Annotated in this window: 20 protein-coding genes; 14 read left to right on the top strand and 6 right to left on the bottom strand. The window is 71.5% G+C overall.

Annotation, left to right across the window (positions count from 1 at the left end):
• Window positions 1-834 (bottom strand): M55 family metallopeptidase, encoded by an 834-nt coding sequence (locus ACFVXJ_RS12535; protein ID WP_389661690.1) that lies wholly within the window; start codon window positions 832-834, stop codon window positions 1-3.
• 168 nt (window positions 835-1,002) lie between these two features.
• Window positions 1,003-1,446, bottom strand: a complete 444-nt coding sequence (locus tag ACFVXJ_RS12530) for an SRPBCC family protein (protein ID WP_361307961.1) — start codon at window positions 1,444-1,446, stop codon at window positions 1,003-1,005.
• A gap of 260 nt (window positions 1,447-1,706) precedes the next feature.
• Between ACFVXJ_RS12530 and ACFVXJ_RS12525 the strand changes: the two genes are divergently transcribed.
• Entirely contained in the window at window positions 1,707-2,750 is a 1,044-nt protein-coding gene (locus ACFVXJ_RS12525; RefSeq protein WP_389661689.1) for an Rv2578c family radical SAM protein, read from the top strand.
• Between the two features lie 112 nt (window positions 2,751-2,862).
• Window positions 2,863-4,473 carry an alpha/beta hydrolase gene (locus ACFVXJ_RS12520; protein WP_389661688.1) on the top strand — a complete coding sequence of 537 codons (1,611 nt, stop codon included), beginning with the start codon at window positions 2,863-2,865 and terminating at the stop codon, window positions 4,471-4,473.
• 24 nt (window positions 4,474-4,497) lie between these two features.
• Here the strand turns inward: ACFVXJ_RS12520 and ACFVXJ_RS12515 are convergent, their stop codons facing one another.
• Window positions 4,498-5,070: an adenylosuccinate lyase gene (locus tag ACFVXJ_RS12515; protein WP_361307967.1), complete on the bottom strand. Its 573-nt coding sequence runs from the start codon at window positions 5,068-5,070 to the stop codon at window positions 4,498-4,500.
• A 502-nt stretch (window positions 5,071-5,572) separates the two neighbouring features.
• On the opposite strand from ACFVXJ_RS12515, the gene ACFVXJ_RS12510 reads away from it, so the two are divergent.
• The 11 genes from ACFVXJ_RS12510 to ACFVXJ_RS12460 all read left to right on the top strand — a co-directional run bounded on the left by ACFVXJ_RS12510 (window position 5,573) and on the right by ACFVXJ_RS12460 (window position 19,640).
• Complete coding sequence (locus ACFVXJ_RS12510; RefSeq protein WP_389661687.1) at window positions 5,573-7,375, top strand: 3-hydroxyacyl-CoA dehydrogenase family protein; 1,803 nt, start codon at window positions 5,573-5,575, stop codon at window positions 7,373-7,375.
• 196 nt (window positions 7,376-7,571) lie between these two features.
• Window positions 7,572-8,387 (top strand): TetR family transcriptional regulator, encoded by an 816-nt coding sequence (locus ACFVXJ_RS12505; protein WP_389661686.1) that lies wholly within the window; start codon window positions 7,572-7,574, stop codon window positions 8,385-8,387.
• A 403-nt stretch (window positions 8,388-8,790) separates the two neighbouring features.
• Window positions 8,791-10,128, top strand: a complete 1,338-nt coding sequence (gene ccrA / locus ACFVXJ_RS12500; protein WP_389661685.1) for a crotonyl-CoA carboxylase/reductase — start codon at window positions 8,791-8,793, stop codon at window positions 10,126-10,128.
• Between the two features lie 48 nt (window positions 10,129-10,176).
• On the top strand, window positions 10,177-12,228 hold the full coding sequence (locus ACFVXJ_RS12495; protein WP_389661684.1) for a protein meaA: 2,052 nt from the start codon (window positions 10,177-10,179) through the stop codon (window positions 12,226-12,228).
• A complete protein-coding gene (locus tag ACFVXJ_RS12490; RefSeq protein ID WP_389661683.1) occupies window positions 12,225-13,199 on the top strand; it encodes an HpcH/HpaI aldolase/citrate lyase family protein in 975 nt (324 codons plus the stop codon). The genes ACFVXJ_RS12495 and ACFVXJ_RS12490 overlap by 4 nt, the downstream gene beginning before the upstream one ends.
• A 5-nt stretch (window positions 13,200-13,204) precedes the next feature.
• Window positions 13,205-13,717, top strand: a complete 513-nt coding sequence (locus tag ACFVXJ_RS12485; protein ID WP_030155134.1) for a MaoC family dehydratase — start codon at window positions 13,205-13,207, stop codon at window positions 13,715-13,717.
• Window positions 13,718-13,722: 5 nt separating this feature from the next.
• Window positions 13,723-14,928, top strand: coding sequence for an acyl-CoA dehydrogenase family protein (locus ACFVXJ_RS12480; protein WP_136212901.1), 1,206 nt, complete (start codon window positions 13,723-13,725; stop codon window positions 14,926-14,928).
• A 185-nt stretch (window positions 14,929-15,113) separates the two neighbouring features.
• The gene (locus ACFVXJ_RS12475) at window positions 15,114-15,770 is read left to right on the top strand and encodes a phosphatidylserine decarboxylase (RefSeq protein ID WP_136212902.1); all 657 of its coding nucleotides are present in this window, start codon (window positions 15,114-15,116) and stop codon (window positions 15,768-15,770) included.
• Window positions 15,771-15,795: 25 nt separating this feature from the next.
• Window positions 15,796-16,614, top strand: a complete 819-nt coding sequence (gene pssA / locus ACFVXJ_RS12470; RefSeq protein ID WP_389661905.1) for a CDP-diacylglycerol--serine O-phosphatidyltransferase — start codon at window positions 15,796-15,798, stop codon at window positions 16,612-16,614.
• 982 nt (window positions 16,615-17,596) lie between these two features.
• On the top strand, window positions 17,597-19,078 hold the full coding sequence (locus ACFVXJ_RS12465) for an AlkA N-terminal domain-containing protein (RefSeq protein WP_389661682.1): 1,482 nt from the start codon (window positions 17,597-17,599) through the stop codon (window positions 19,076-19,078).
• Window positions 19,079-19,130: 52 nt separating this feature from the next.
• Entirely contained in the window at window positions 19,131-19,640 is a 510-nt protein-coding gene (locus ACFVXJ_RS12460) for a methylated-DNA--[protein]-cysteine S-methyltransferase (protein ID WP_389661681.1), read from the top strand.
• Window positions 19,641-19,667: 27 nt separating this feature from the next.
• Here ACFVXJ_RS12460 and ACFVXJ_RS12455 read toward each other — a convergent pair whose 3' ends face one another.
• The 3 genes from ACFVXJ_RS12455 to ACFVXJ_RS12445 form a co-directional block, all read right to left on the bottom strand.
• Window positions 19,668-20,885, bottom strand: a complete 1,218-nt coding sequence (locus tag ACFVXJ_RS12455; protein WP_389661680.1) for a cytochrome P450 — start codon at window positions 20,883-20,885, stop codon at window positions 19,668-19,670.
• A gap of 156 nt (window positions 20,886-21,041) precedes the next feature.
• A complete protein-coding gene (locus tag ACFVXJ_RS12450) occupies window positions 21,042-21,470 on the bottom strand; it encodes a hypothetical protein (RefSeq protein WP_389661679.1) in 429 nt (142 codons plus the stop codon).
• Between the two features lie 45 nt (window positions 21,471-21,515).
• The gene (locus tag ACFVXJ_RS12445; protein ID WP_389661678.1) at window positions 21,516-22,016 is read right to left on the bottom strand and encodes an NUDIX domain-containing protein; all 501 of its coding nucleotides are present in this window, start codon (window positions 22,014-22,016) and stop codon (window positions 21,516-21,518) included.
• A gap of 275 nt (window positions 22,017-22,291) precedes the next feature.
• On the opposite strand from ACFVXJ_RS12445, the gene ACFVXJ_RS12440 reads away from it, so the two are divergent.
• Window positions 22,292-23,440: a glycerate kinase gene (locus tag ACFVXJ_RS12440; protein ID WP_389661677.1), complete on the top strand. Its 1,149-nt coding sequence runs from the start codon at window positions 22,292-22,294 to the stop codon at window positions 23,438-23,440.
• Window positions 23,441-23,513: the final 73 nt, after the last annotated feature.

The raw sequence follows: 23,513 nt of genomic DNA, 5'->3' as shown, positions 1-23,513 counted from the left end.
TCAGCCATACTGCTCCTCCACGGCAGCCGAGACGACCGTCGTGACCGCCTTGAAGGTACGGATGCCCTCGAACATGGTCTCGCTGGTGTACGCGATCCGGCGCTCGCCCGAACGGGCGACACCGGGGATCACCGTCGCGGCGGCCGGCAGGTGCTCGGCGTCGAACTCCACCTCGACGGTGAAGGGCCCGCGCGCGTGCGGTTCGTGGCGGACCGCCAGCCGGGTCGCCCGCTTGGCGGCGGTGCGGATGTCGGCGGCGGTACGGGCGGGGGTGCGGCATACCGCCGCGTAGCGCGAGACGTGGTCCTTGACGGCGACGCTCTCCGCGCCGGGCGCGTAACCGGAGGCGTCGGCGCAGGTCAGGTCGTCTCCGGTGACCAGGATGACGGGGACGCCGTACTCGGCGACGACGTGGGCGTTCAGCCGGCCCTCGCTCGCGGGGACCCCGTTGAGCCAGACGCCGGTGATGCTGTTGGCGAGGTAGGTGTGGGCGAGTACGCCCTCGGCGCCGGCGCCGGTGTGGTAGCCGACGAAGGCGATGCCGTCGACGTCGCCGTGTTGGACGCCCTCGACCATGGAGAGGGACTTGTGCCGGCCGGTGAGCATCTCGGCGCGCTCGTCGAGCCGCTCCAGCAGCAGGTTGCGCATGGTCCAGTGCGCCTCGTTGACGAGGACCTCGTCGGCGCCGCCGTCGAAGAAGCCGAGGACGGCCGCGTTCACGTCGGAGGTGAACAGGGACCGGCAGCGTTCCCACTGCGGGGTGCCGGGCAGTACGTCGGCGGGCCAGGTGACGCCGGTGGCGCCTTCCATGTCGGCGGAGATGAGGATCTTCATCGGTCCCCCGGTGGGTCGGGTCGCGGACGGTCCACCCTAGCGGCCGGGGGCCCTCCCGGCCGGGGGCCACGCCCGGGCCGCGAGCCGCGCCGGGGCGTGCCCACCGGGGCCGGGAATCGCACCCGAACCGGTGAGCCGCCCGGCTGCCCTTTCGGGCAACGGCCTTGCTCAGCCCTCGACTTCGGCGGCCAGGTTGGCGAGCACGGTGTCGTAGATGCGGCCGAGGCCCTTGGGCGCGAAGGTGCGCTCGAAGAAGCCGCCGACGCCGCCGGCGCCGTTCCACACGGTGGAGACGACGGCCTTGGACTTGCCCTCGCCGGCCGGCGTCACGGTCCAGGTGGTGACCATGGAGGAGTTGCGGTCCTTCTCGACGAGCTGTCCGTCAGTGGGCTCGCTGACCTCCAGCAGGCAGTCCCGTACGCGCTTGCTGGTGGCCTGGAGCTTCCAGTGGACGAGGGTGCCCTCGCCGTCGCCGCCCTCGCGCACCTCGTACTCGCTGAAGTGCTCGGGCAGCAGCTTGCCCCGGGTCCCGGTGTAGTCCGCAAGCGCGTCGAACACGGTCTCCGCGTCGGCCGCGATGATCCGCTCCGTGGTGGCCTCGACCTGCGCCATGGCTGTTCCTCCAGCAGTTGTGTCCGCTCGTCGCGGCCAGCCAACCACCTCCGGGGCGGGCGCCCAAATCCGGGTCGGGCGTCGCAGCGCGCGGAGACGGGGCCGAGCCCCGGCGGAGAGCCTCCGCGCGGCCGCGGCCGGGGGCGCGGTCGCCCTGGTCCTTCGCGGGCGCCGATGACATCACCGCGGGGTTCGGCCCGCACGATCATGGGAACGTTTGTTCTATTCTCGGGAGGGTCGAGACACCGAGGGAGGCGCTCATGCGCTGGGACAATCTGACGGGCGGCCCCGGGGCCCCCGACGCGGCAGGGGCGCTCTTCGGGGCCGCCTCCGTCGTCACGCGGACCTTCGACACCCCCGAGTTCCGCGGGATCACCTTCCACGAGGTCCGCGCCCGCACGATCCTCAACCGGGTTCCCGGCGCCTCGCGCATGCCGTTCGAGTGGACGGTCAACCCGTACCGCGGGTGCAGTCACGCCTGCGTGTACTGCTTCGCCCGCAAGACCCACAGCTACCTCGACCTCGACACCGGCATCGACTTCGACTCGCAGATCGTCGTCAAGACCAACGCCCCCGAGCTGCTGCGCCGCGAACTCGCTTCGAGCCGGTGGACCGGCGCGCACGTCGCCATGGGCACCAACGTCGACTGCTACCAGCGCGCCGAAGGCCGCTACCGCCTGATGCCCGGGATCATCGAGGCCCTGCGCGACCGGGCCAACCCCTTCTCCATCCTGACCAAGGGGACCCTGATCCTGCGCGACCTCCCGCTCCTGCGCCGGGCCGCCGAGGTCACCGAGGTCGGCGTCTGCGTCTCCGTCGGCTTCACCGACAGCGCCCTGTGGCGGACCGTCGAACCCGGCACGCCCTCCCCCGCCGCCCGGCTGGGAGCCGTACGGACCCTCACCGACGCCGGGATCGAGTGCGGGGTGCTGATGGCCCCGGTGATCCCCTTCCTCGGGGACTCCCCGGAGCAGTTGCGGGCCACCGTCCGGGCCGTCGCCGAGTCCGGGGCGACCTCCGTGACCCCGCTGGTACTCCATCTGCGGCCCGGTGCCCGCGAGTGGTTCACGGCGTGGCTGGGGGCCCACCACCCCCACCTCGTCGAACGGTACGAGCGGATGTACGCGGGCGGCTCGTACGCACCCACCTGGTACCAGCGGCAGATCACCCGACAAGTCCACGAACTCGCCGCCGAATTCGGCATCGGACCTTCCCGGCGGGGCGCGGCCCGCAGGATTCCCCTCCCCGAACGCCCGGCCGGGCCGGCGTCGCCCGCCGATCCGGTCCAGCTCAGCCTCCTGTGACCTCGTACGGCCCCTGAACGCTCATCACATCGGGCCAATGAGCGGCGCCATCCGGGCTTCCGGGCGCGGTTTCCGGGACGATTCCGCCCAGAACCCTCGGCTGGGAGGCCCCATGCTCGACCCCCTGAAGACGCGCGGCTCTGTGAAGGTCAAGAACCGTGCCGCCGTCCTGCTCTCGATCGCGACCGTCGCCGCCCTCACCACGCCGGTCACGGCCGCCCCGGCCGGCGCGGCGGGCCCGAGCACGGCGGGCCCGACCGGATCGGCGGCGGCGCCGCTGCGCTGGACCGGCTGCGCGACCACCCGCTACCCCTCGCTGCAGTGCGCCTCCCTCAAGGTCCCGCTCGACCACGACAACCCCGGCGGCCGGCAGATCTCCCTGGCGCTGACCCGGGTCCGGCACACGGCGGCGAAGTCACAGGGTCCGCTGCTGGTCAACCCCGGCGGGCCGGGCGGCAGCGGCCGGGCGCTGGCCGGTTTCGTCGCCTCCGCGCTGCCGAAGGACGTGGCCGCGGCGTACGACGTGATCGGGTTCGACCCGCGCGGCGTCGGCAAGAGCGAGCCGACCCTGGACTGCGCCGCCGGTTACTTCGCCCCGGTGCGGCCGGACTCCGTCCCCACCGACGGGCGCGCCGAGCAGGCCAACCTCGACCGGGTCAAGTCCTTCGCCGAGTCCTGCCAGACCAAGCACGCGGACGTGCTCCCGTACATCGACACCGTCTCGGCGGCCCGCGACCTGGAGACGCTGCGCACCGCCCTGGGGGCGGCGAAGCTCAGCTACTTCGGCTACTCGTACGGGACCTACCTCGGCGCGGTGTACGCCAAGCTCCACCCGGACCGGGTGCACCGCCTGGTCCTGGACTCCGTCGTCGACCCGGGCGGGGTCTGGTACGAGGACAACCTCGCCCAGGACCGTGCTTTCGACGCCCGTCACAAGGCGTTCCTGGCGTGGGTGGCGCGGTACGACGAGAAGTACCGGCTCGGCGGCGACCCGGCGGAGGTCGAGCGCCGCTGGTACGAGATGCGCGAGGCGCTGCGTCAGACGCCGGCGGGCGGGAAGGTCGGCGCGTCCGAGCTGGAGGACACCTTCATGCCGGGCGGGTACTACGACGGCTACTGGCCGAACCTGGCCGAGGCGTTCTCCGCGTACTCGGTGGCCAAGGACGAGAAGCCGCTGGTGGCGGCGTACGAGCGGTTCGGCGCGGTCGAGCCGGCGGCGGGCAACGGCTACAGCGTGTACACGGCCGTGCAGTGCCGGGACTCGGCGTGGCCGAAGGACTGGAACACCTGGCGGGCCGACATGTGGCGCACGCACGCCGAGGCGCCCTTCATGACCTGGAACAACGCCTGGTACAACGCGCCGTGCGCGTTCTGGAAGACCGAGCCGCTCGCCGCGCCGGACGTGACGAACGCCGACCTCTCCTCGGCGCTGCTGTTCCAGGCGACGGAGGACGCGGCGACCCCGTTCGACGGCGCGCTGAGCATGCGGGACAAGCTCAAGGGCGCGGCCCTGGTGGTCGAGGAGGGCGGCGGCAACCACGGGATCGCGCTGAGCGGCAACAAGTGCCTGGACGACAAGTTGGCGGCCTACCTGCGCACGGGCAAGACGGCGGACGCCACCTGCCCGGCCGGGCCGGCCCCCAAGCCGACCGCCGCGACCCGCGCCCTCCCGCGCTCCGCCGGCGGCTCGACCCTGCACGGGCTCCTGGGCTTCCGGGGCTGACGGCCGCCGGGCGCGCCCGCCCGGTCAGCTGCCCGCCCCGCCCGGGGCGGGCAGCGCGCGCAGGGAGGCGGTGGCCGCGACCGCCAGGCGGGGGTGGGACTGGGCGCGGGTCAGGACGTCGTGGGCGCGCGGGTCGGCCAGGGTGCCGAGGCCCTCGACGCACGCCAGGGCGACGCGCCAGTACGGGTCGTGCGGCGCGAGCAGCCGGGAGAGCGTGCGGATCAGCGCGGGCGCCGACTCGGGGGCCCGCAGGGCGGTGAGCAGGCGCACCGGGTGCAGGGCGTAGGCCGTGCGCAGTTCGTTCGTCGCCAGGGCCGCCGCGGCGCGGGCCGTGCGCGGGTCGCCGAGGACGGCCAACGCCTGGGCCGCGGCCTCGCAGCGCGGCGGGTCGCGGTGGTTGAGCAGCAGCACCAGCGCCTCGAAGGCCCGCCGGTCCCCCGCCATCCCCAGCCGGTACGCGGCCAGTTCGCGGGCCCACAGGGGTCGTCCGGGCGAAGTCAGCGCGTCCGCGAGCCCGTCGGGGCCGGCCGCCAGCAGCGCTTCGTACTCCGCCGACCGTCCCGCTTCGCCGCGCAGCCGCTCCAGTACCTGGTTCACGCCCCCACCCTAGTGCTGTGGCCGGGAAGGTTTGCCGGGTCGCGGCGTTCGGTGCGGTGCATCGCAAGGCGGAGGGCCCCGGCTCGTACCGGACGTACTTCCGTGGTCCGACAACGCAGGGAGGTGCCGTGCCGGGCGCCGCCACCCGGTGGACCTTCCCGGCCACAGCACTAGGGCCGCAGCGGTGTACGTCACATCCGTTGCCCATTCCCCTGCTCTGGCCAACGGGTTACCGACGGGTTACGCTCCCCTCAACACGTACGGGACCGGCCTGGTGACGCAGCCGCCCCGTACCAGTCGGTCCGGTACCCCAGGTACCGCGCGCCCCGTGCCGCACGTCCGGGTACGGCGCTCACGCACGACGCTCCACGTACGGCACGGCCCCGGGACAGGGTCGGCCGTTCTCCCGCCCTTCGGGCACCCCTGTGCGGAATCCCCGGCCGCGTGCTGTGCGCCGCGCGCCGCGCCCTCAGTCGTCACCCTCTTCCACTGGAGTCCCGCGATGGACCGTCCGTCCACGTCCAGTCAATCCACCCTCCAGACCATCGCCGTCGTCGGTCTCGGCACGATGGGCACCGGCATCGCCGAGGTCCTCGCCCGGGCCGGCCGCGAGGTCATCGGCATCGACGTCAGTGAAGGCGCGGGCCGGCGGGCCACCGCCGCGCTCGCCGCCGCGACGGCCCGCTCCGTCGCCCGGGAGCGCCTCACCGAGCCCGAGCGCGACTCCGTGCTCGCCCGGTTCCGCACGTTCACCGAACTGGGCGCCGCCGCGGACGCCGACCTCGTCATCGAGGTCGTCCCCGAGGACTACGCCCTCAAGCAGCGGCTGTTCCGCGAACTGGACGCGGTCGTCCGCCCGGACACCATCCTGGCCACCGGCACCAACGCCCTCTCGGTGACCCGCCTGGCCGCCGAGTCCCAGCGCCCCGAGCGGGTCCTGGGCCTGCACTTCTTCAACCCGGCGCCGGCGATGAAGCTGGTCGAGGTCGTCTCCTGCGTGCTGACCGCGCCGCCCGCCGTCCAGGCGGTCACCGAGCTGGCCCGCGAACTCGGCAAGGAGCCCGTCGCGGTCGGCGACCGTCCCGGTTTCGTCGCGGACGGCCTGCTCTTCGGCTACCTGAACCAGGCCGCCGCCATGTACGAGTCGAAGTACGCCTCCCGCGAGGACATCGACGCGGCGATGCGGCTCGGCTGCGGTCTGCCGATGGGCCCGCTCGCCCTGCTGGACCTGATCGGCGTGGACACCGCCCGTACCGTCCTGGAGGCCATGTACGCCTCCTCCGGCGACCGGCTGCACGCCCCGGCCCCCATCCTCGGGCACCTCGCCGAGGCGGGCCTGACGGGGCAGAAGGCCGGGCGCGGGTTCTACACGTACGAGGCCCCGGGCAGCCCGGTGATCGTGCGGGACCTGCAGACCCCGCTGGACGGGTCGCTGCTCGGCGCCGGCCGCGCCGTCGCCTCGGTCGGCGTGGCCGGCTCCGGCACCATGGCGAGCGGCATCGCGCAGGTCTTCGCGCAGGCCGGCTACCCGGTGGTGCTGGCGGCCCGCAGCCAGGAGAAGGCGGAGGCCGCGAAGGCCGCGATCGGCAAGTCCTTGGGCCGTGCGGTGTCCAAGGGCCGGCTGACCGAGGACGGCGCGGCGAAGACCCTGGCGCTGATCACGCCGGCGGGCTCGTTGGACGCCTTCGCCGAGGTGGACCTGGCCGTGGAGGCCGTCGCCGAGGACCTGGCGGTCAAGCAGGAGCTGTTCGCGGGCCTGGACAAGGTCTGCAAGCCGGGGGCGGTGCTGGCCACCACCACCTCGTCGCTGCCGGTGATCGCCGTGGCGCGCGCGACCTCGCGCCCGCAGGACGTGATCGGCATGCACTTCTTCAACCCGGCGCCGGCGATGAAGCTGGTCGAGGTGGTGCGTACCGTCCTGACCTCCGACGACGTGCACGCCACGGTCCGCGAGGTCTGCGGGAAGGTCCGCAAGCACGCGGTCGACTGCGGCGACCGGGCCGGTTTCATCGTCAACGCGCTGCTGTTCCCGTACCTCAACAACGCGATCAAGATGGTCGAGCAGCACTACGCGGGCATCGACGACATCGACGCCGCGATGAAGCTGGGCGGCGGCTACCCGATGGGGCCGTTCGAGCTGCTCGACGTGGTCGGCCTGGACGTCTCCCTGGCCATCGAGAAGGTGCTCCACCAGGAGTTCCGTGACCCGGGCCTGGCGCCCTCGCCGCTGCTGGAGCACTTGGTCGCGGCGGGTTGCCTGGGCCGGAAGACCGGCCGCGGATTCCGTGAGTACGCCCGCCGGTGATCCGCCCCCCGGGCGTCGCGACGCCCGGGACCGCGAGCCGGATGCGTGGGGAGGGCTCCTCGGGTCCGCCGGACCCTCACGGCGGACGAACCCTCCCGACGAGCACTGTGTGCCCAGTGCCGGCCCTCCCCCGCATCCACCCACCTCCCGCCCCCCTCAGGCGCGCTCTCCTGCGCGAATGAAGTACTTTCGCTCTATGTCCCAGCCCGCCAAGACCTCGCCCCGCGCCGCCACGGCGTCCGACGCCCCGGAGAGCACGGCCGGCACCAAGGCGGCCGCTCAGCGGCTCAAGATGCGCCGCGAGCTGGCGGCCGCCGCCATGGAGCTGTTCGCGACGAAGGGGTACGAGGCCACGACGGTCGACGAGATCGCCGCGACCGCCGGGGTGGCCCGCCGGACCTTCTTCCGGCACTTCCGGTCCAAGGAAGAGGCGATCTTCCCGGACCACGACGACACCCTGACCCGCGCCGAGGCCGTCCTCGACGTGGCCCCGGCGCACGAGCACCCGCTCGACACGGTGTGCCGGGGGATCAAGGAAGTCATGAAGATGTACGCCGCCTCGCCGGCGGTGTCGGTGGAGCGCTACCGGCTCACCCGCGAGGTGCCGGCGCTGCGGGAGCGGGAGATCGCCTCGGTGGCCCGGTACGAGCGGCTGTTCACGCGCTATCTGCTGGCCCACTTCGACGAGCAGGACCACGCCGACGGCAACGACGACCCGCTGCTGGCGGAGGTCGCCGCCTCGGCGGTGGTCACGGCCCACAACCACGTGCTGCGGCGCTGGTTGCGCGCGGGCGGCCAGGGGGACGTGGAAGCGCAGCTGGACCACGCCTTCTCGATCGTGCGCAAGACCTTCGGTTCGGGGATCGGCGCGGGGCGCACCCTCACCGGCGCGTCGGCCGCCCCGGCGGCGGTCCGCACGGAGGGCGAGGTCCTGGTGGCGGTGGCCCGCACGGACGCCCCGCTCGACGAGGTCATGCGGACCATCGAAGAGGCCCTCAGGATGAACAAGTAGCGACTCCGGTCACACGGGCCACTCGGGCCGCCTCCCACAACGGGGGGCGGCCCTTCCGTTTGTCCGGGTTGCCCCTACTCGCCGGTAACTCTGATCGATCATCGCTCATCTGCGCAGGTCAATAGGCAAATGAGAGAAAGTTTTGGCACGCGGTGCCTTGCTGAGTGACACGGGGTGCCATACGTTGAAGTGGTCCGGATGTCCCCGCGGTCCACGTCCACCCGGCACGGATCGCGCCCCGGATGCCTGCGTCACCAGGCCCCCGTACGCCCCACCACAGGCGTCGCCGCACCACCGCTTTCGCCGGACCGACGGCACCACACCACTCCCGCACCACACCCGTACCGCGCAGCCGCGTATCCCCTCAGCGCACCCTCATCAGCGCTTAGCCGGAGGCAACACCGTGAAGGACATCCTGGACGCGATCCAGTCGCAGGCCGCGACGGCCGCCGACTACGCGGCCCTGCCGCTCCCCGACTCGTACCGCGCGATCACCGTGCACAAGGACGAGGCGGAGATGTTCACCGGGCTCACCACCCGCGAGAAGGACCCGCGCAAGTCCCTGCACCTCGACCAGGTCCCGGTTCCCGAACTCGGTCCGGGCGAGGCCCTGGTGGCCGTCATGGCCTCCTCGGTCAACTACAACTCCGTGTGGACCTCGATCTTCGAGCCGGTGTCCACCTTCAGCTTCCTGGAGCGCTACGGGCGCCTGTCGGAGCTCACCAAGCGCCACGACCTGCCGTACCACGTCATCGGCTCCGACCTCGCGGGCGTCGTGCTGCGCACCGGCCCCGGCGTCAACGCCTGGAAGCCGGGCGACGAGGTCGTCGCGCACTGCCTGTCGGTCGAGCTGGAGTCCTCCGACGGCCACAACGACACGATGCTCGACCCCGAGCAGCGCATCTGGGGCTTCGAGACCAACTTCGGCGGCCTGGCGGAGATCGCCCTGGTCAAGTCGAACCAGCTGATGCCCAAGCCCGACCACCTCAGCTGGGAGGAGGCCGCCTCGCCGGGCCTGGTGAACTCCACCGCCTACCGCCAGTTGGTCTCGCGCAACGGCGCCGGCATGAAGCAGGGCGACAACGTGCTGATCTGGGGCGCCAGCGGCGGCCTCGGCTCCTACGCCACCCAGTTCGCCCTGGCCGGCGGCGCCAACCCGATCTGTGTCGTCTCCTCCCCCGAGAAGGCCGACATCTGCCGGGCCATGGGCGCCGACGCGGTCATCGACCGCAACGCCGAGGGATACACGTTCTGGAAGGACGAGCACACCCAGGACCCGAAGGAGTGGAAGCGCTTCGGCAAGCGCATCCGCGAGCTGACCGGCGGCGAGGACATCGACATCGTCTTCGAGCACCCCGGCCGCGAGACCTTCGGCGCGTCCGTCTACGTCACCCGCAAGGGCGGCACCATCACCACCTGCGCCTCCACCTCGGGCTACATGCACGAGTACGACAACCGCTACCTGTGGATGTCCCTCAAGCGCATCATCGGCTCCCACTTCGCCAACTACCGCGAAGCCTGGGAGGCCAACCGCCTGATCGCCAAGGGCAAGATCCACCCGACCCTCTCCAAGGTCTACTCCCTGGAGGACACCGGCCAGGCGGCGTACGACGTCCACCGCAACCTCCACCAGGGCAAGGTCGGCGTCCTCGCCCTCGCCCCCGAGGAGGGCCTGGGCATCCGCGACCACGAGATGCGCGCCAAGCACCTGGACGCCATCAACCGCTTCCGGAACATCTGATTCGCCCGACCGTCCGAGACCGTTCAAGGGCCAAAGGGACAGCCTGAGATGACAGAGCGCCAGAAAGACCGTCCGTGGCTCATGCGGACGTACGCCGGCCACTCCACGGCCGAGGCGTCCAACGAGCTGTACCGCCGCAACCTCGCCAAGGGCCAGACCGGCCTGTCGGTCGCGTTCGACCTTCCGACGCAGACCGGCTACGACCCCGACCACATCCTCGCCCGCGGCGAGGTCGGCCGGGTCGGGGTCCCGGTCTCCCACCTGGGCGACATGCGGCGACTGTTCCAGGACATCCCCCTGGAGCAGATGAACACCTCGATGACGATCAACGCCACGGCCATGTGGCTGCTGGCGCTCTATCAGGTGGCCGCCGAGGAGCAGGGCGCGGACATCTCCAAGCTCCAGGGCACCACCCAGAACGACATCGTCAAGGAGTACCTCTCGCGCGGGACGCACGTCTTCCCGCCCGGGCCCTCGCTCCGCCTGACGACGGACATGATCGCGTACACGGTCAACCACATCCCGAAGTGGAACCCGATCAACATCTGCTCGTACCACCTCCAGGAGGCGGGGGCGACCCCGGTCCAGGAGATCTCGTACGCGATGTCCACCGCGATCGCCGTCCTGGACTCGGTGCGCGACTCCGGGCAGGTCCCGGAGGAACGTTTCGGTGAGGTCGTCGCCCGTATCTCCTTCTTCGTGAACGCGGGCGTCCGCTTCATCGAGGAGATGTGCAAGATGCGCGCCTTCGGCCGGATCTGGGACCAGGTCACCCGCGAGCGCTACGGCATCGAGGACGCCAAGCAGCGGCGCTTCCGGTACGGCGTCCAGGTCAACTCCCTCGGACTGACCGAGGCGCAGCCGGAAAACAACGTCCAGCGCATCGTGCTGGAGATGCTCGCGGTCACCCTCTCCAAGGACGCCCGCGCCCGCGCGGTGCAGCTGCCCGCCTGGAACGAGGCGCTGGGCCTGCCCCGGCCCTGGGACCAGCAGTGGTCGCTGCGCATCCAGCAGGTCCTCGCGCACGAGAGCGACCTGCTGGAGTACGAGGACATCTTCGCCGGGTCCCACGTCATCGAGGCCAAGGTCGAGTCCCTGGTCGCCGAGTGCCTGGCGGAGATCGACCGGATCCAGGAGATGGGCGGCGCGATGGCCGCCGTCGAGTCGGGGTACCTCAAGTCGCAACTCGTCTCCTCGCACGCCGAGCGGCGGGCCCGGATCGAGGCCGGCGAGGACAAGATCGTCGGCGTCAACTGCTACCAGCAGACCGAGGAGAACCCGCTCACCGCCGACCTGGACGGCGCCATCATGACGGTGGACGGGGCGGTGGAGGCCCAGATCGTGGAGCGCATCGGCCGCTGGCGCGCCGAGCGGGAGGAGTCCTCGGACCGCCAGGGCGAGGGCGACCCGTTCGTCTTCCCCACCACCCGGCAGGCGCTGGAGCGCCTCAAGGAGGCGGCGGCCGGGACCGAGAACCTGATGGAGGCCACCTTGGAGTGCGCCCGCGCCGGTGTCACCACAGGGGAGTGGGCGAGCGCGCTGCGCGAGGTGTTCGGCGAGTTCCGCGCGCCGACGGGGGTCTCGTCGGCCCCGGTGGCCGTCACCGCCGAGCAGGGCACCCCGATGGCCCTCGTCCGCGAGAAGGTCGCCCGGACGGCGGAGGAGCTCGGCGCCGGCCGGCTGCGCCTGCTGGTCGGCAAGCCCGGTCTGGACGGGCACTCCAACGGCGCCGAACAGATCGCGGTGCGGGCCCGTGACGCGGGCTTCGAGGTGGTCTACCAGGGCATCCGGCTGACGCCGGAGGAGATCTCCACCGCCGCGCTGGCCGAGGACGTGCACTGCGTGGGACTGTCCATCCTGTCCGGCTCGCACTGCGCGCTCGTCCCCGACGTGCTGGACCGCCTGCGCCTCGCGGGGGCGGGCGACATACCCGTCATCGTGGGCGGCATCATCCCCAACGCCGACGCGGTGACATTGAAGGCGGCCGGAGTCGCGGCCGTGTTCACACCCAAGGACTTCGGCATCACGGAGATCATCGGCCGTATCGTCGACGAGATCCGCAAAGCGAACAAGCTCGACCCCATGGAGGTTCCCGCATGACCACGCCCGCTTCCCCGGTGAACCGGCTGCGGCCGCGCCGCTCCTGCCTCGCGGTGCCGGGTTCGAACCCGCGTTTCCTGGAGAAGGCCCAGGGCCTGCCGGCCGACCAGGTCTTCCTCGACCTGGAGGACGCTTGTGCGCCGCTCGCCAAGCCCGAGGCCCGCCACACCATCGTCAAGTTCCTGAACGAGGGCGACTGGACCGGCAAGACCCGGGTCGTGCGCGTCAACGACTGGACCACCCACTGGACGTACCGGGACGTCGTCACGGTCGTCGAGGGCGCGGGCCAGAACCTCGACTGCATCATGCTGCCGAAGGTCCAGGACGCCCAGCAGATCGTGGCGCTGGACCTGCTGCTGACGCAGATCGAGAAGACGATGGGCTTCGAGGTCGGCAAGATCGGCATCGAGGCGCAGATCGAGAACGCCCAGGGCCTCAACAACGTCAACGCGATCGCGCAGGCCTCCCAGCGCGTGGAGACGATCATCTTCGGGCCGGCCGACTTCATGGCGTCGATCAACATGAAGTCGCTCGTCGTGGGCGAGCAGCCGCCCGGCTACCCGGCGGACGCCTACCACTACATCCTGATGAAGATCCTGATGGCCGCCCGGGCGAACAACCTGCAGGCGATCGACGGCCCCTACCTCCAGATCAAGAACGTCGACGGATACCGCGAGGTCGCCGGGCGCGCCGCCGCCCTCGGCTTCGACGGCAAGTGGGTGCTGCACCCGGGCCAGGTCGAGGCCGCCAACGAGGTCTTCTCCCCCTCCCAGGCGGACTACGACCACGCCGAGCTGATCCTCGACGCGTACGAGTGGTGCACCTCCGAGGCGGGCGGCAAGAAGGGCTCGGCGATGCTCGGCGACGAGATGATCGACGAGGCCAGCCGCAAGATGGCCCTGGTCATCGCGGGCAAGGGCCGGGCCGCCGGTATGCAGCGCACCGGCAAGTTCGAGATCCCGGGAGCCTGAGCACCATGCAGTTCGGACGTACGTACGAGGAGTTCGAGGTCGGCGCGGTCTACAAGCACTGGCCCGGGAAGACGGTCACGGAGTACGACGACCACCTCTTCTGTCTGCTGACCATGAACCACCACCCGCTGCACATGGACAGCAACTACGCCGAGAACACCACCGACTTCGGCAAGAACGTGGTCGTCGGCAACTACATCTACTCGCTGCTGCTCGGCATGTCGGTCCCCGACGTCTCGGGGAAGGCCATCGCCAACCTGGAGATCGAGTCGCTGCGGCACGTGGCGCCGACCTTCCACGGCGACACCATCTACGGCGAGACCACGGTCCTCGACAAGACCCCGTCGAAGTCGAAGAACGACCGCGGGATCGTCTACGTGGAGACCAAGGGCTACAAGCAGGACGGCACCCTCGTCTGCGTCTTCCGGCGCAAGGTGATGGTCCCGACCGAGACGTACATCAAGGAGCGCGGCGGCGAGCAGCCCGGGCGCCCGCAGCTCAAGGAACAGGGGAAGTAAGAGCCATGACCCGACTTGCCCAGACCGCCGGCCTCAACGAGGTCCAGCGCGAGATCCTCAAGACGGTCCGCGAGTTCGTCGACAAGGAGATCATCCCGGTCGCGACCGAGTTGGAGCACCGCGACGAGTACCCGCAGCAGATCGTCGACGGGCTCAAGGAACTCGGCCTGTTCGGGCTGATGATCCCGGAGGAGTACGGCGGTCTGGGTGAGTCGCTGCTCACCTACGCGCTGTGTGTCGAGGAGATAGCGCGCGGCTGGATGTCCGTCTCGGGCATCATCAACACCCACTTCATCGTGGCGTACATGCTCAAGCAGCACGGCACGCAGGAGCAGAAGGACCACTTCCTCCCGCGCATGGCGCTGGGCGAGGTCCGCGGCGCGTTCTCGATGTCCGAGCCGGGCCTGGGCTCGGACGTGTCGGCCATCACCTCCAAGGCGGTGAAGGACGGGGACGAGTACGTCCTGAACGGCCAGAAGATGTGGCTGACGAACGGCGGCACGTCCACGCTGGTGGCCGTGCTCGTCCGGAGTGACGAAGGACACCCGGAGGGCACCGCGCCCCACAAGTCGATGACGACCTTCCTGGTCGAGAAGGAGCCCGGCTTCGGTGAGGTCCGTCCGGGCCTGACCATCCCGGGCAAGATCGACAAGATGGGCTACAAGGGCGTCGACACGACCGAGCTCATCATGGACGGACTGCGCATTCCGGCCAATCGCGTCCTCGGCGGCCAGACGGGCCGAGGGTTTTACCAAATGATGGACGGGGTCGAGGTCGGCCGCGTCAACGTGGCGGCGCGTGGCTGCGGCGTCGCTCAGCGTGCGTTCGAGCTGGGTGTCTCCTATGCCCAGCAACGTCACACTTTCGGCAAGGCGATCGCCGAGCACCAGGCCATTCAGTTCAAGCTGGCCGAGATGGCTACCAAGGTCGAAGCCGCCCATGCGATGATGGTCAACGCAGCACGCAAAAAGGACTCCGGGGAACGAAACGACCTCGAAGCAGGGATGGCGAAGTACCTCGCCTCCGAATACTGCAAGGAGGTGGTGGAGGACGCCTTCCGCATCCATGGTGGCTACGGGTTCTCGAAGGAGTACGAGATCGAGCGCCTCTACCGGGAAGCCCCGATGCTGCTGATCGGTGAAGGTACCGCCGAGATCCAGAAAATGATCATCGGGCGACGCCTGCTCGAGGAGTACCGACTCCAGGGTTGAAAGTCCCTTTTACGGTGAATCGCCGGCCGATTTTCCGCGAGAGGATCACTGCCAGTCACTGGCTTACGGTCATCGACTCGGCTTCTGGCTTGCCCAGTTGTTGCGCGCAACCGATAGCATTCCAGTAAAGCCGCCGTCCCGTCCCCCCGTTTGCGGCGCGGCATCACCCGCTACGAAGGTCATCCATGCCCCACAGCCAAACCTCTGCACCTCGCGTCGGCCTCCTCGGTGGACGCCTCGCGCGCGGAGCATCGCCGTGGCTCCTGCCGACCGTCGCCACCGCGGCGCTCAGCCTCACCCGGGCCCGCAAGTCCGGACGCTGGGCCGCGGCGGCCGTGCCCGCCACCGCTCTCGCGGCGGGCATGCTGTGGTTCTTCCGCGACCCGGAGCGCGAAATCGCCCAGGGTCGGGTCATCTCGCCCGCCGACGGTGTGGTGCAGAGCATCATGCCGTGGAAGGACGGGCGCACTCGCGTCGCGATCTTCATGAGCCCCCTGAACGTCCACGTCAACCGTGCGCCCCTGGCCGGCACGGTGACGTCCGTGGAGCACATCCCCGGCGGGTTCGTCCCGGCGTTCAACAAGGAGAGCGAGAACAACGAGCGCGTCGTCTGGCACTTCGACACCGAGCTCGGCGACATCGAGATGGTGCAGATCGCCGGTGCCGTCGCGCGTCGCATCGTCCCCTACCTGCCGGCCGGCACCAAGGTGGAGCAGGGCGAACGCATCGGTCTGATCCGCTTCGGCTCGCGCGTCGACATCTACCTCCCCGAGGGTGTCGAGGTCGCGGTCGAGGTCGGTCAGGCCACCACCGCGGGGGTGACCCGAATTGACCGTGACTGACCCTGAGACCCCTGCCACAGGCTGGGTGCCGGAGGCCAAGGACGAGGACGCGGACGCGGAAGACATGCCGCTCTCCCTGCGGCTGTCGATAGCGGACACGCTCACCCTCGGCAACGCGACCTGCGGATTCATGGCGGTGTATTTCACCACCACCGGAATCCTCATCCCGCACCTCACCGGCAGCGGCGAGTCGGGCATGGCCCGGCACAGCGCGGCGACGGCGGTGATACTGATGCTGCTCGCGGCGGTTTTCGACCTCTTCGACGGCATCGTGGCCCGCAAGCTGCGCAGCTCGCCGATGGGCGCGGAGCTGGACAACCTGTCGGACCTGATCAGCTTCGGCCTGGCGCCGGCGTACTTCGTGCTGGTGTACGGCATGGTCGCGGACGACGCGCACCAGAAGATGTCGGCGCTCGCGGCGATCGTGGTGCTGCTCGCCGTGGTCCTGCGCCTGGCGAGATTCAGCTGCGTGACGATGAAGGACGGCATGTTCCAGGGCATGCCGAGCCCCTTCGGAGCTCTGACGGTCGTGTCCGTCGTGCTGCTGGGGCTGCCCTTCATCCCGACGCTGCTGGCGATCATCGGGGTGGCGTGGCTGATGGTGAGCCGCGTCGAGTACCCCAAGCCGCGGGGTGTCCTCGCGGTGGCGATGCTGAGCTGGATCGTCGGCGCGATGGGGTTGCTGGCGGCCTGGGCGTTCGACGCCCCGGGCGGTCAGCTGCTGCTCCAGACGGGCTGCGCGCTGCAGATCGCCCTGGCCGCGACGATCCCGCTGTTCGCGACGACCCGTCGCGCGAACACGTTCCGCCACAACCGCCGCGAGGCGCGGGCGGCCCAGCCGTAACGCAGGCCGCTGTTTTGTGCAGGTGAGGGCCCCGGGTGCGATAAGCGCCCGGGGCCCTTCGCCATCCCCTCCCCCGGGCGGGGCGGGGTCGGGGCGGGTGCGGGGCCGGCCCGCCGCCCAGGGTGTACGCCGCGAGGTGCCGGCCCGGGGCGGCCACCGGCCCGTCGGGGCCGCGCCCAGGCCGGCGAGGCCGGCTTCGCCCTGGCGGGCCCGGTCTGTGCGGGCACCGGACCGGTCACCGTGTCCCGGTCCCCTGCGCTCCGGCCCCGCCGCAGCTCTCCGCCGCCCCGGGCCAAGTGACACGGCGCGGGCCCGGGCCCTATCCCCACCCGGCCCCGCCGGCGAGCGAGGCGCGGGGGCCGGGCGGAGCCCCGCGTGTCCGGGCGAAGCCGCCGCCCGCATCGGGCGGCCCCGGGGGCAAAACCAGCCTCGCCGGTGATCGAGGCGGGGTCCTGGCGGGCGCAGCCACCCGGCCGTGCTGCGTGGCCCCGGCGGGACACATCCGACCCGGGCGGAGTCCCGGGGGTCCGGGCGAAGCCGCCGCTACATCCGGCGGCCCCGGCAGGGCAAAACCAGCCCCGCCGGCGATTGAGGCGCGGGGTCCGGGGCCGAGCCCCGGAGGCCGGGCGGAGCCGCCGCCGCACGGCTCGACACCGCCCCGGGCCCCGGCGGGGGCGCAGCCACCCGGCCGTGCTGCGTGGCCCCGGTGGGGCACATCCGGCCCCGCGCCTCGGTCCCGCCGCACCGGAGCACAACCAGCCCCGCCCGTGATTGAGGCGCGGGGCCCGGGGCGGAGCCCGGGGGGGCCGGGCGGAGCCGCCGCCGCACGGCTCGACACCGCCCCGGGCCCCGGCGGGCCGGCCCGCCCAGACACCCGACGGCGGGAGCCCGCGGAGCCGGCACCGTGAAAACCCCCCGGAGGGCTACGCTTGATGTCGGAAAACCGCCAGCCCCGCACCGGGCCTCCCGGGATGCTGGAGCCATGTACACCGACACCGACCGCTGTGTGAGGGCCGTGCAGTCGAAGGACGCCCGCTTCGACGGCTGGTTCTTCACCGCCGTCCGGACCACCCGGATCTACTGCCGGCCGAGCTGCCCCGCCGTGCCGCCCAAGGTCGAGAACATGACCTTCCTGCCCAGCGCCGCCGCCTGTCAGCAGGCCGGGTACCGGGCCTGCAAGCGCTGCCGCCCCGACACCAGCCCCGGCTCCCCCGAGTGGAACGCCCGCGCCGACGCCGTCGCCCGTGCCATGCGGCTCATCCAGGACGGTGTGGTGGACCGCGAGGGCGTTCCCGGCCTGGCCGCCCGCCTCGGCTACTCCACGCGCCAGGTCGAACGGCAGCTCAACGCCGAGCTCGGCGCCGGCCCCCTCGCCCTCGCCCGGGCGCAGCGCGCCCAGACCGCCCGGCTGCTCATCGAGACCTCCGCCCTCCCCATGGGCGACGTCGCCTTCGCCGCTGGCTTCTCCTCCATCCGGGCCTTCAACGACACCGTCCGCGAGGTCTTCGCCCTCTCCCCCAGCGAGCTGCGCACCCGATCCGCCAGGGCCCACCGCGACCAGCCCCGCATCCCCGGCACGATCAGCCTGCGGCTCCCCTTCCGGGCGCCCCTCAACCCCGACAACCTCTTCGGCCACCTCGCCGCGACGGCGGTCCCCGGCGTCGAGGAGTGGCGCGCCGGCGCCTACCGCCGGACGCTGCGGTTGCCGTACGGAACCGGCGTCGTCGCGCTCGCGCCGCGGCCCGACCACATCGCCTGCCAGCTGGCCCTGACCGACCTGCGGGACCTCACCATCGCCATCAGCCGCTGTCGTTGGATGCTGGACCTCGACGCCGACCCCGAGGCCGTGGACGAGCAGCTCCGCTCGGACCCGCTGCTGGCCCCGCTCGTCGACAAGGCGCCGGGGCGGCGGGTCCCCCGTACGGTCGACGCGGCCGAGTTCGCCGTACGCGCCGTACTCGGCCAGCAGGTGTCCACCGCGGCGGCCCGTACGCACGCGGCCCGGCTGGTCACCGCACACGGCGAGCCGGTCGCCGACCCCGATCCCGAGGGCGGGCTGACCCACCTGTTCCCCTCACCGCGCGCCCTGGCCGCGCTGGATCCGGAGTCGCTCGCCCTGCCCCGCAGCCGCCGGGCGAGCCTCGCCACGCTGGTCTCAGCCCTGGCGGACGGCTCGCTCCCGCTGGGCGTCGACAGCGACTGGGAGGCGGCCCGCGCACGGCTGGCCGCGTTGCCCGGCTTCGGCCCGTGGACCACCGAGGTCATCGCGATGCGGGCGCTCGGCGACCCGGACGCGTTCCTGCCCTCCGACCTCGGGGTCCGCCGCGCCGCCGCCGGGCTCGGGCTGCCGTCCACGCCCGCCGCGCTCACCGCGCGGGCGGCCGGCTGGCGGCCCTGGCGCGCGTACGCCGTCCAGTACCTGTGGGCCACCGACAGCCACCCGATCAACCACCTGCCCGCCTGACCCGCCTGACCCGTCCGAGCCCGACCGGGCCCGTCCCAGGAGACGACCAGCGATGAACGACAGCAGCAAGCAGCACACGCTCGTGGACAGCCCCTACGGGCCGCTCACCCTCGTGGCCACCGACGGGGTCCTCAGCGGCCTCTACATGGTCGGCCAGCGCCACCGCCCGCCGGAGGAGTCCTTCGGCGAACGGGTGTCGCCGGCGGAGGAGCCGTTCCCCGAGGTGGCACGGCAGTTGACCGCGTACTTCGCCGGCGAGCTCACCGACTTCACCGTCCCGGTCCGGCTGGCGGGCACGGCGTTCCAACGCAGCGTGTGGGAACAGCTGGTACGCATCCCCTACGGGCAGACGTGGTCCTACGGTGAACTCGCCGCGAAGCTCGGCAAGCCGGGTGCCTCCCGGGCCGTGGGACTGGCCAACGGCAAGAACCCGGTCGGCATCATCGTGCCGTGCCACCGGGTGATCGGCGCCTCGGGTGCGATGACCGGTTACGGCGGCGGCGTCGACCGCAAGGTCCGGCTGCTGGCCTTCGAGGCCGGCGAGCGGCCCCTGCCGGTCTGACGCCGACCGCCGCGCGGGAAACTCCGGTCAGCCGAAGCGCAGGGGCAGCTCGTTCGGGCCCGTGATGCCGATGGCGGGGCGCCAGGTGACGGGACCGGTGACGGACGGCGCTCCCAGCCGCCTCGCCAGCGCCGGCAGCGCCTCCGTGATCTCCATGCGCGCGAGCGGGGCCCCGAGGCAGTAGTGCAGCCCGCCGCCGAACTGCAGGACCGGGGTGCTCCGGGGGGCGGTGATGTCGAAGACGTCGCCGCCGGGGAAGACCCGCGGATCACGCTGTACGGCCTGCACACCGATCAGGAGCATGGTGCCCTTGGGGATCACTTCCCCGCGGAACTCGAAGTCCTGCGGGGCGTACCGGAAGAGGGCGTTGGTGGACGGGCGCCACCGCATCACCTCTTCCACCGCCTGCTGCGTCAGGTCGGGGTTGTCGCCCAGCAGCTTCCACTGGTCCGGGTGTTCGGCGAAGGTGACCATGGCGTTGGCGAGCTGGAGCCGCGTGGTGTCGTGGGCGGCGAAGATCATCGAGACGATGAGGTTCTGCAGCTCGTCGCGGCTGGCGGTGCCTTCCGCGTGCTGGAGCGCCACCAGCGCGGAGATGAGGTCCTCACCCGGGTCGGCCTTCTTGGCGGCCATCAGGTCGTCGACGTAGCCGTAGAGACCGGTCACCGCGGCCTCGACGCGTGCGGGGATGTCCCCGCCCAGCGCCAGGGAGAAGACCAGGCCGATGTCGGAGGTCCAGGTGCGGAAGGTGAGGAAGTCCTCCGGCGGAATCCCGAGGAGTTCGGTCATGACCACGAGGGGGAGCTGGTCGGCGAATTCCTCGATGAAATCGATGTCGCCGGCGGAGGCGAGTTTGTCGGCCAGCCGCTCCGACGTCTCCCGCATGAGCGGGCGCAGATTCTCGACCATGCGCGGGACGAAAGCCTTGTTCACCAGACCGCGCAGACGACGGTGGTCCTCGAAATCACGGCTCACGAGGCCGTTCACGAACCAGTCGTGGATCGGGCCCTCGGTGATGCCGTTCTGTTCCATGAAACGGACGCCGTTGTGGATCAGGCCGGGGTTCCGCACGAGGTCTTTCGCCTCGGCGTAGCGCAGGACGAGCAGGCCGAGGGGGGTCTTCGCGTACCAGTGCTTTTCCCGGGCCCGCGCCACTTCGGGAGAGGTGAACCGGAATGCGGGGTCGAGTACGTCGATAAAGGCGACGTCCTGCTGCTCCGGCGCGCTGTCCGCTAATAGCGTCATGTCCTGACCGTCCTTTACAGAAAGCGAATCGCCCGTGCCGGCATCGCGCTTCAATTCGAACTGGTAGGCGACGAGTCAAGCAAGGCTTGATCTTTCCGGTCAAGCGAAAGCGTGCGCTTTCTCACCCTCTGGGATCGCGGGATCGGTCCCCCACGACTAGACGACCGCGAGCGGGACCAGCAGGGCGAAACCGGCGCCCGCCTCGACCGTGTAGCCGTACAGCGAGGGGTGTCGGACCGGTGCGGCGAGCAGGACCACGCTCCGCTGCTCGGTCGCGGCGGCGACCCATTGCGCGTCCGCGCCGAGCTTGCCCTGGTACCAGCCCTCACAGCTGCCGGGGCCGGTGACGGCGAGGAGGTCGTCCTCGCGGCGGTAGAAGGCCTGCCAGTCGGCGGCCGGCACCGACCACGCCTCGAAGTCGGCGAACTCGGCCCAGCCGCCGTCTCGTATCGCGCCGTCGAACATCCAGACCGGCGCGCCCTCGGGCGTGACCTCGCCGCCGGCCTGCTCGTCGGTGGTGAAGTGGACCATGGGAAGGGCGTCCGGCCCGTCGGCCGTGCTCGGCCAGGCGTACATCGTGATCATGTGCTGCATTCTGTCCTGGGCGAAGTAGGCGACGGATAACGGGTGTTACGCGGGCCCCGGCCGGCGGCCGTTCTCCAGCTCGACGGTGCCCGCGCCCGACTCAAGTACCCGGTAAGCCTCTTGGACGCGCCGGGCGAGCGATCCGAGCAGGTAGGTCGTCAGCTCCGCCGGCGCGACCAGCTTCCAGGAGAGCAGTTCCTCCTCCTGGAGCTTGACGGAGGCGAGCTGTTCGGCGTCGAGCACCCCGCCGTCGTAGAGGTACGCGACCAGCGGGGGACGGCCCACGCCCACGCTCCAGTCCACGGCGAGCAGCCGGCCGAGCGGCCGGTCGATGCCGATCTCCTCGGCGCTCTCGCGCCGCGCGGCACTGCGCGGGGACTCGTTGCGGTCGGACTCGATGGTGCCCCCGGGCAGGGCCCAGCCCTCGCGGTAGTTGGGCTCGACGATGAGCACCCGCCCCTCGACGTCCCGGAAGAGGGCGGCGGCGCCGGCCAGCACCCGGGGCAGGCTCGCGATGTAAGTGGCGTAGTCGTCCGTGGTCGTCACGTCCGCCACCCTACCCAGCCGCCCTCCGGTGCGCGGCGCCCGGATCACGGCGGTCGGGGTACCGGACCCGGGGTCTTCGGATGTCCGGTCGGGGTGTCCGGACGTGCCTCTTCCGGTGAATCCGTGCTCTTGGGGCCGGACTATGCAGGCGTATGTCCCCATTTGGGGGCATAGCGCGCCGTGTGTGTCCCAGGCCACCCATGGGCATAGGAGGATCCTCCGGATAGGCTCATGGCGGCGCGACTGCACTGTTCGATAGCAAGGGATTAGCAAAGGTGACGGACGGAGCAGTAACTGAGGCCGCGCGCGTGCTCATCGCCGCGGACAAATTCAAGGGCTCGCTCACGGCCGTACAGGTCGCGGAGCGGGTGACGGCCGGCCTTCGCAAGGCCGTACCGGGCGTGGAGATCGAGACCCTCCCCGTCGCGGACGGCGGCGACGGTACGGTCGCGGCCGCCGTGGCGGCCGGTTTCGAACGCCGCGAGGTGCGGGTCGCCGGACCCCTCGGCGACCAGGTCACGGCCGCTTTCGCGCTCCGCGACGGAACCGCCGTGGTCGAGATGGCGGAGGCATCCGGCCTCCAACTGCTCCCCCAGGGCGTCTTCGCCCCGCTGACGGCTACCACGTACGGCTCGGGCGAGTTGCTCAAGGCCGCCCTCGACGCGGGCGCGCGCTCGATCGTCTTCGGTGTGGGCGGCAGCGCCACCACGGACGGCGGAGCGGGCATGCTCGCCGCCCTCGGCGCGGTGTTCCTGGACGCGAACGGCGAACCGGTCGGTCCGGGCGGCGGCGCGCTGGCCTCCCTGGCCTCGGCGGACCTGTCCGGCATCGACCCGCGCTTCGCGGACGTGGACTTCGTACTGGCCAGCGATGTGGACAACCCGCTGACGGGCCCGAAGGGTGCGCCGGCGGTGTACGGACCGCAGAAGGGCGCCTCGCCCGAGGACGTGGCGACGCTGGACGCGGCGCTGGCGCACTTCGCGGTGGTGCTGGAGAAGGCGATCGGCGCGAAGGCCGCCGAGTGCGCGGTGCTGCCGGGCGCCGGTGGCGCGGGCGGCATCGGCTACGGCGCGCTGCTGCTCGGGGCGACGTTCCGTCCCGGTATCGAGCTGATGCTGGAGGTGCTGGGCTTCGCCCCGGCGCTGGAGCGGGCCACGCTGGTCATCACCGGCGAGGGTTCGCTGGACGAGCAGACCCTGCACGGCAAGGCCCCGGCCGGTGTCGCGGCCGCCGCCCGCGCCGCGGGCAAGGAGGTCGTGGCGGTGTGCGGACGGCTGCTGCTGGAGCCGGAGGCGCTGCGCGCGGCCGGCATCCGGCGGGCGTACCCGCTGACGGAGATCGAGCCGGACCCCGCCAAGTGCATCGCGAACGCCGGTCCGCTGCTGGAGCAGGTGGCGGCCAACATCGCGGCCGACGTGCTCTGACCGGTTCGGGTGACACGGAGCGGGCCGGCCCCCCCCCCGGGGGCCGGACCAGCCCCTCGGGGCCTCCCCCCCG

The sequence above is a fragment of the Streptomyces sp. NPDC058279 genome (assembly GCF_042881255.1).
In the GTDB taxonomy this organism is placed as follows: domain Bacteria; phylum Actinomycetota; class Actinomycetes; order Streptomycetales; family Streptomycetaceae; genus Streptomyces.
Note: the sequence above shows the minus strand (reverse complement) of the source record. Positions and strands in the feature narration are given on the sequence as shown.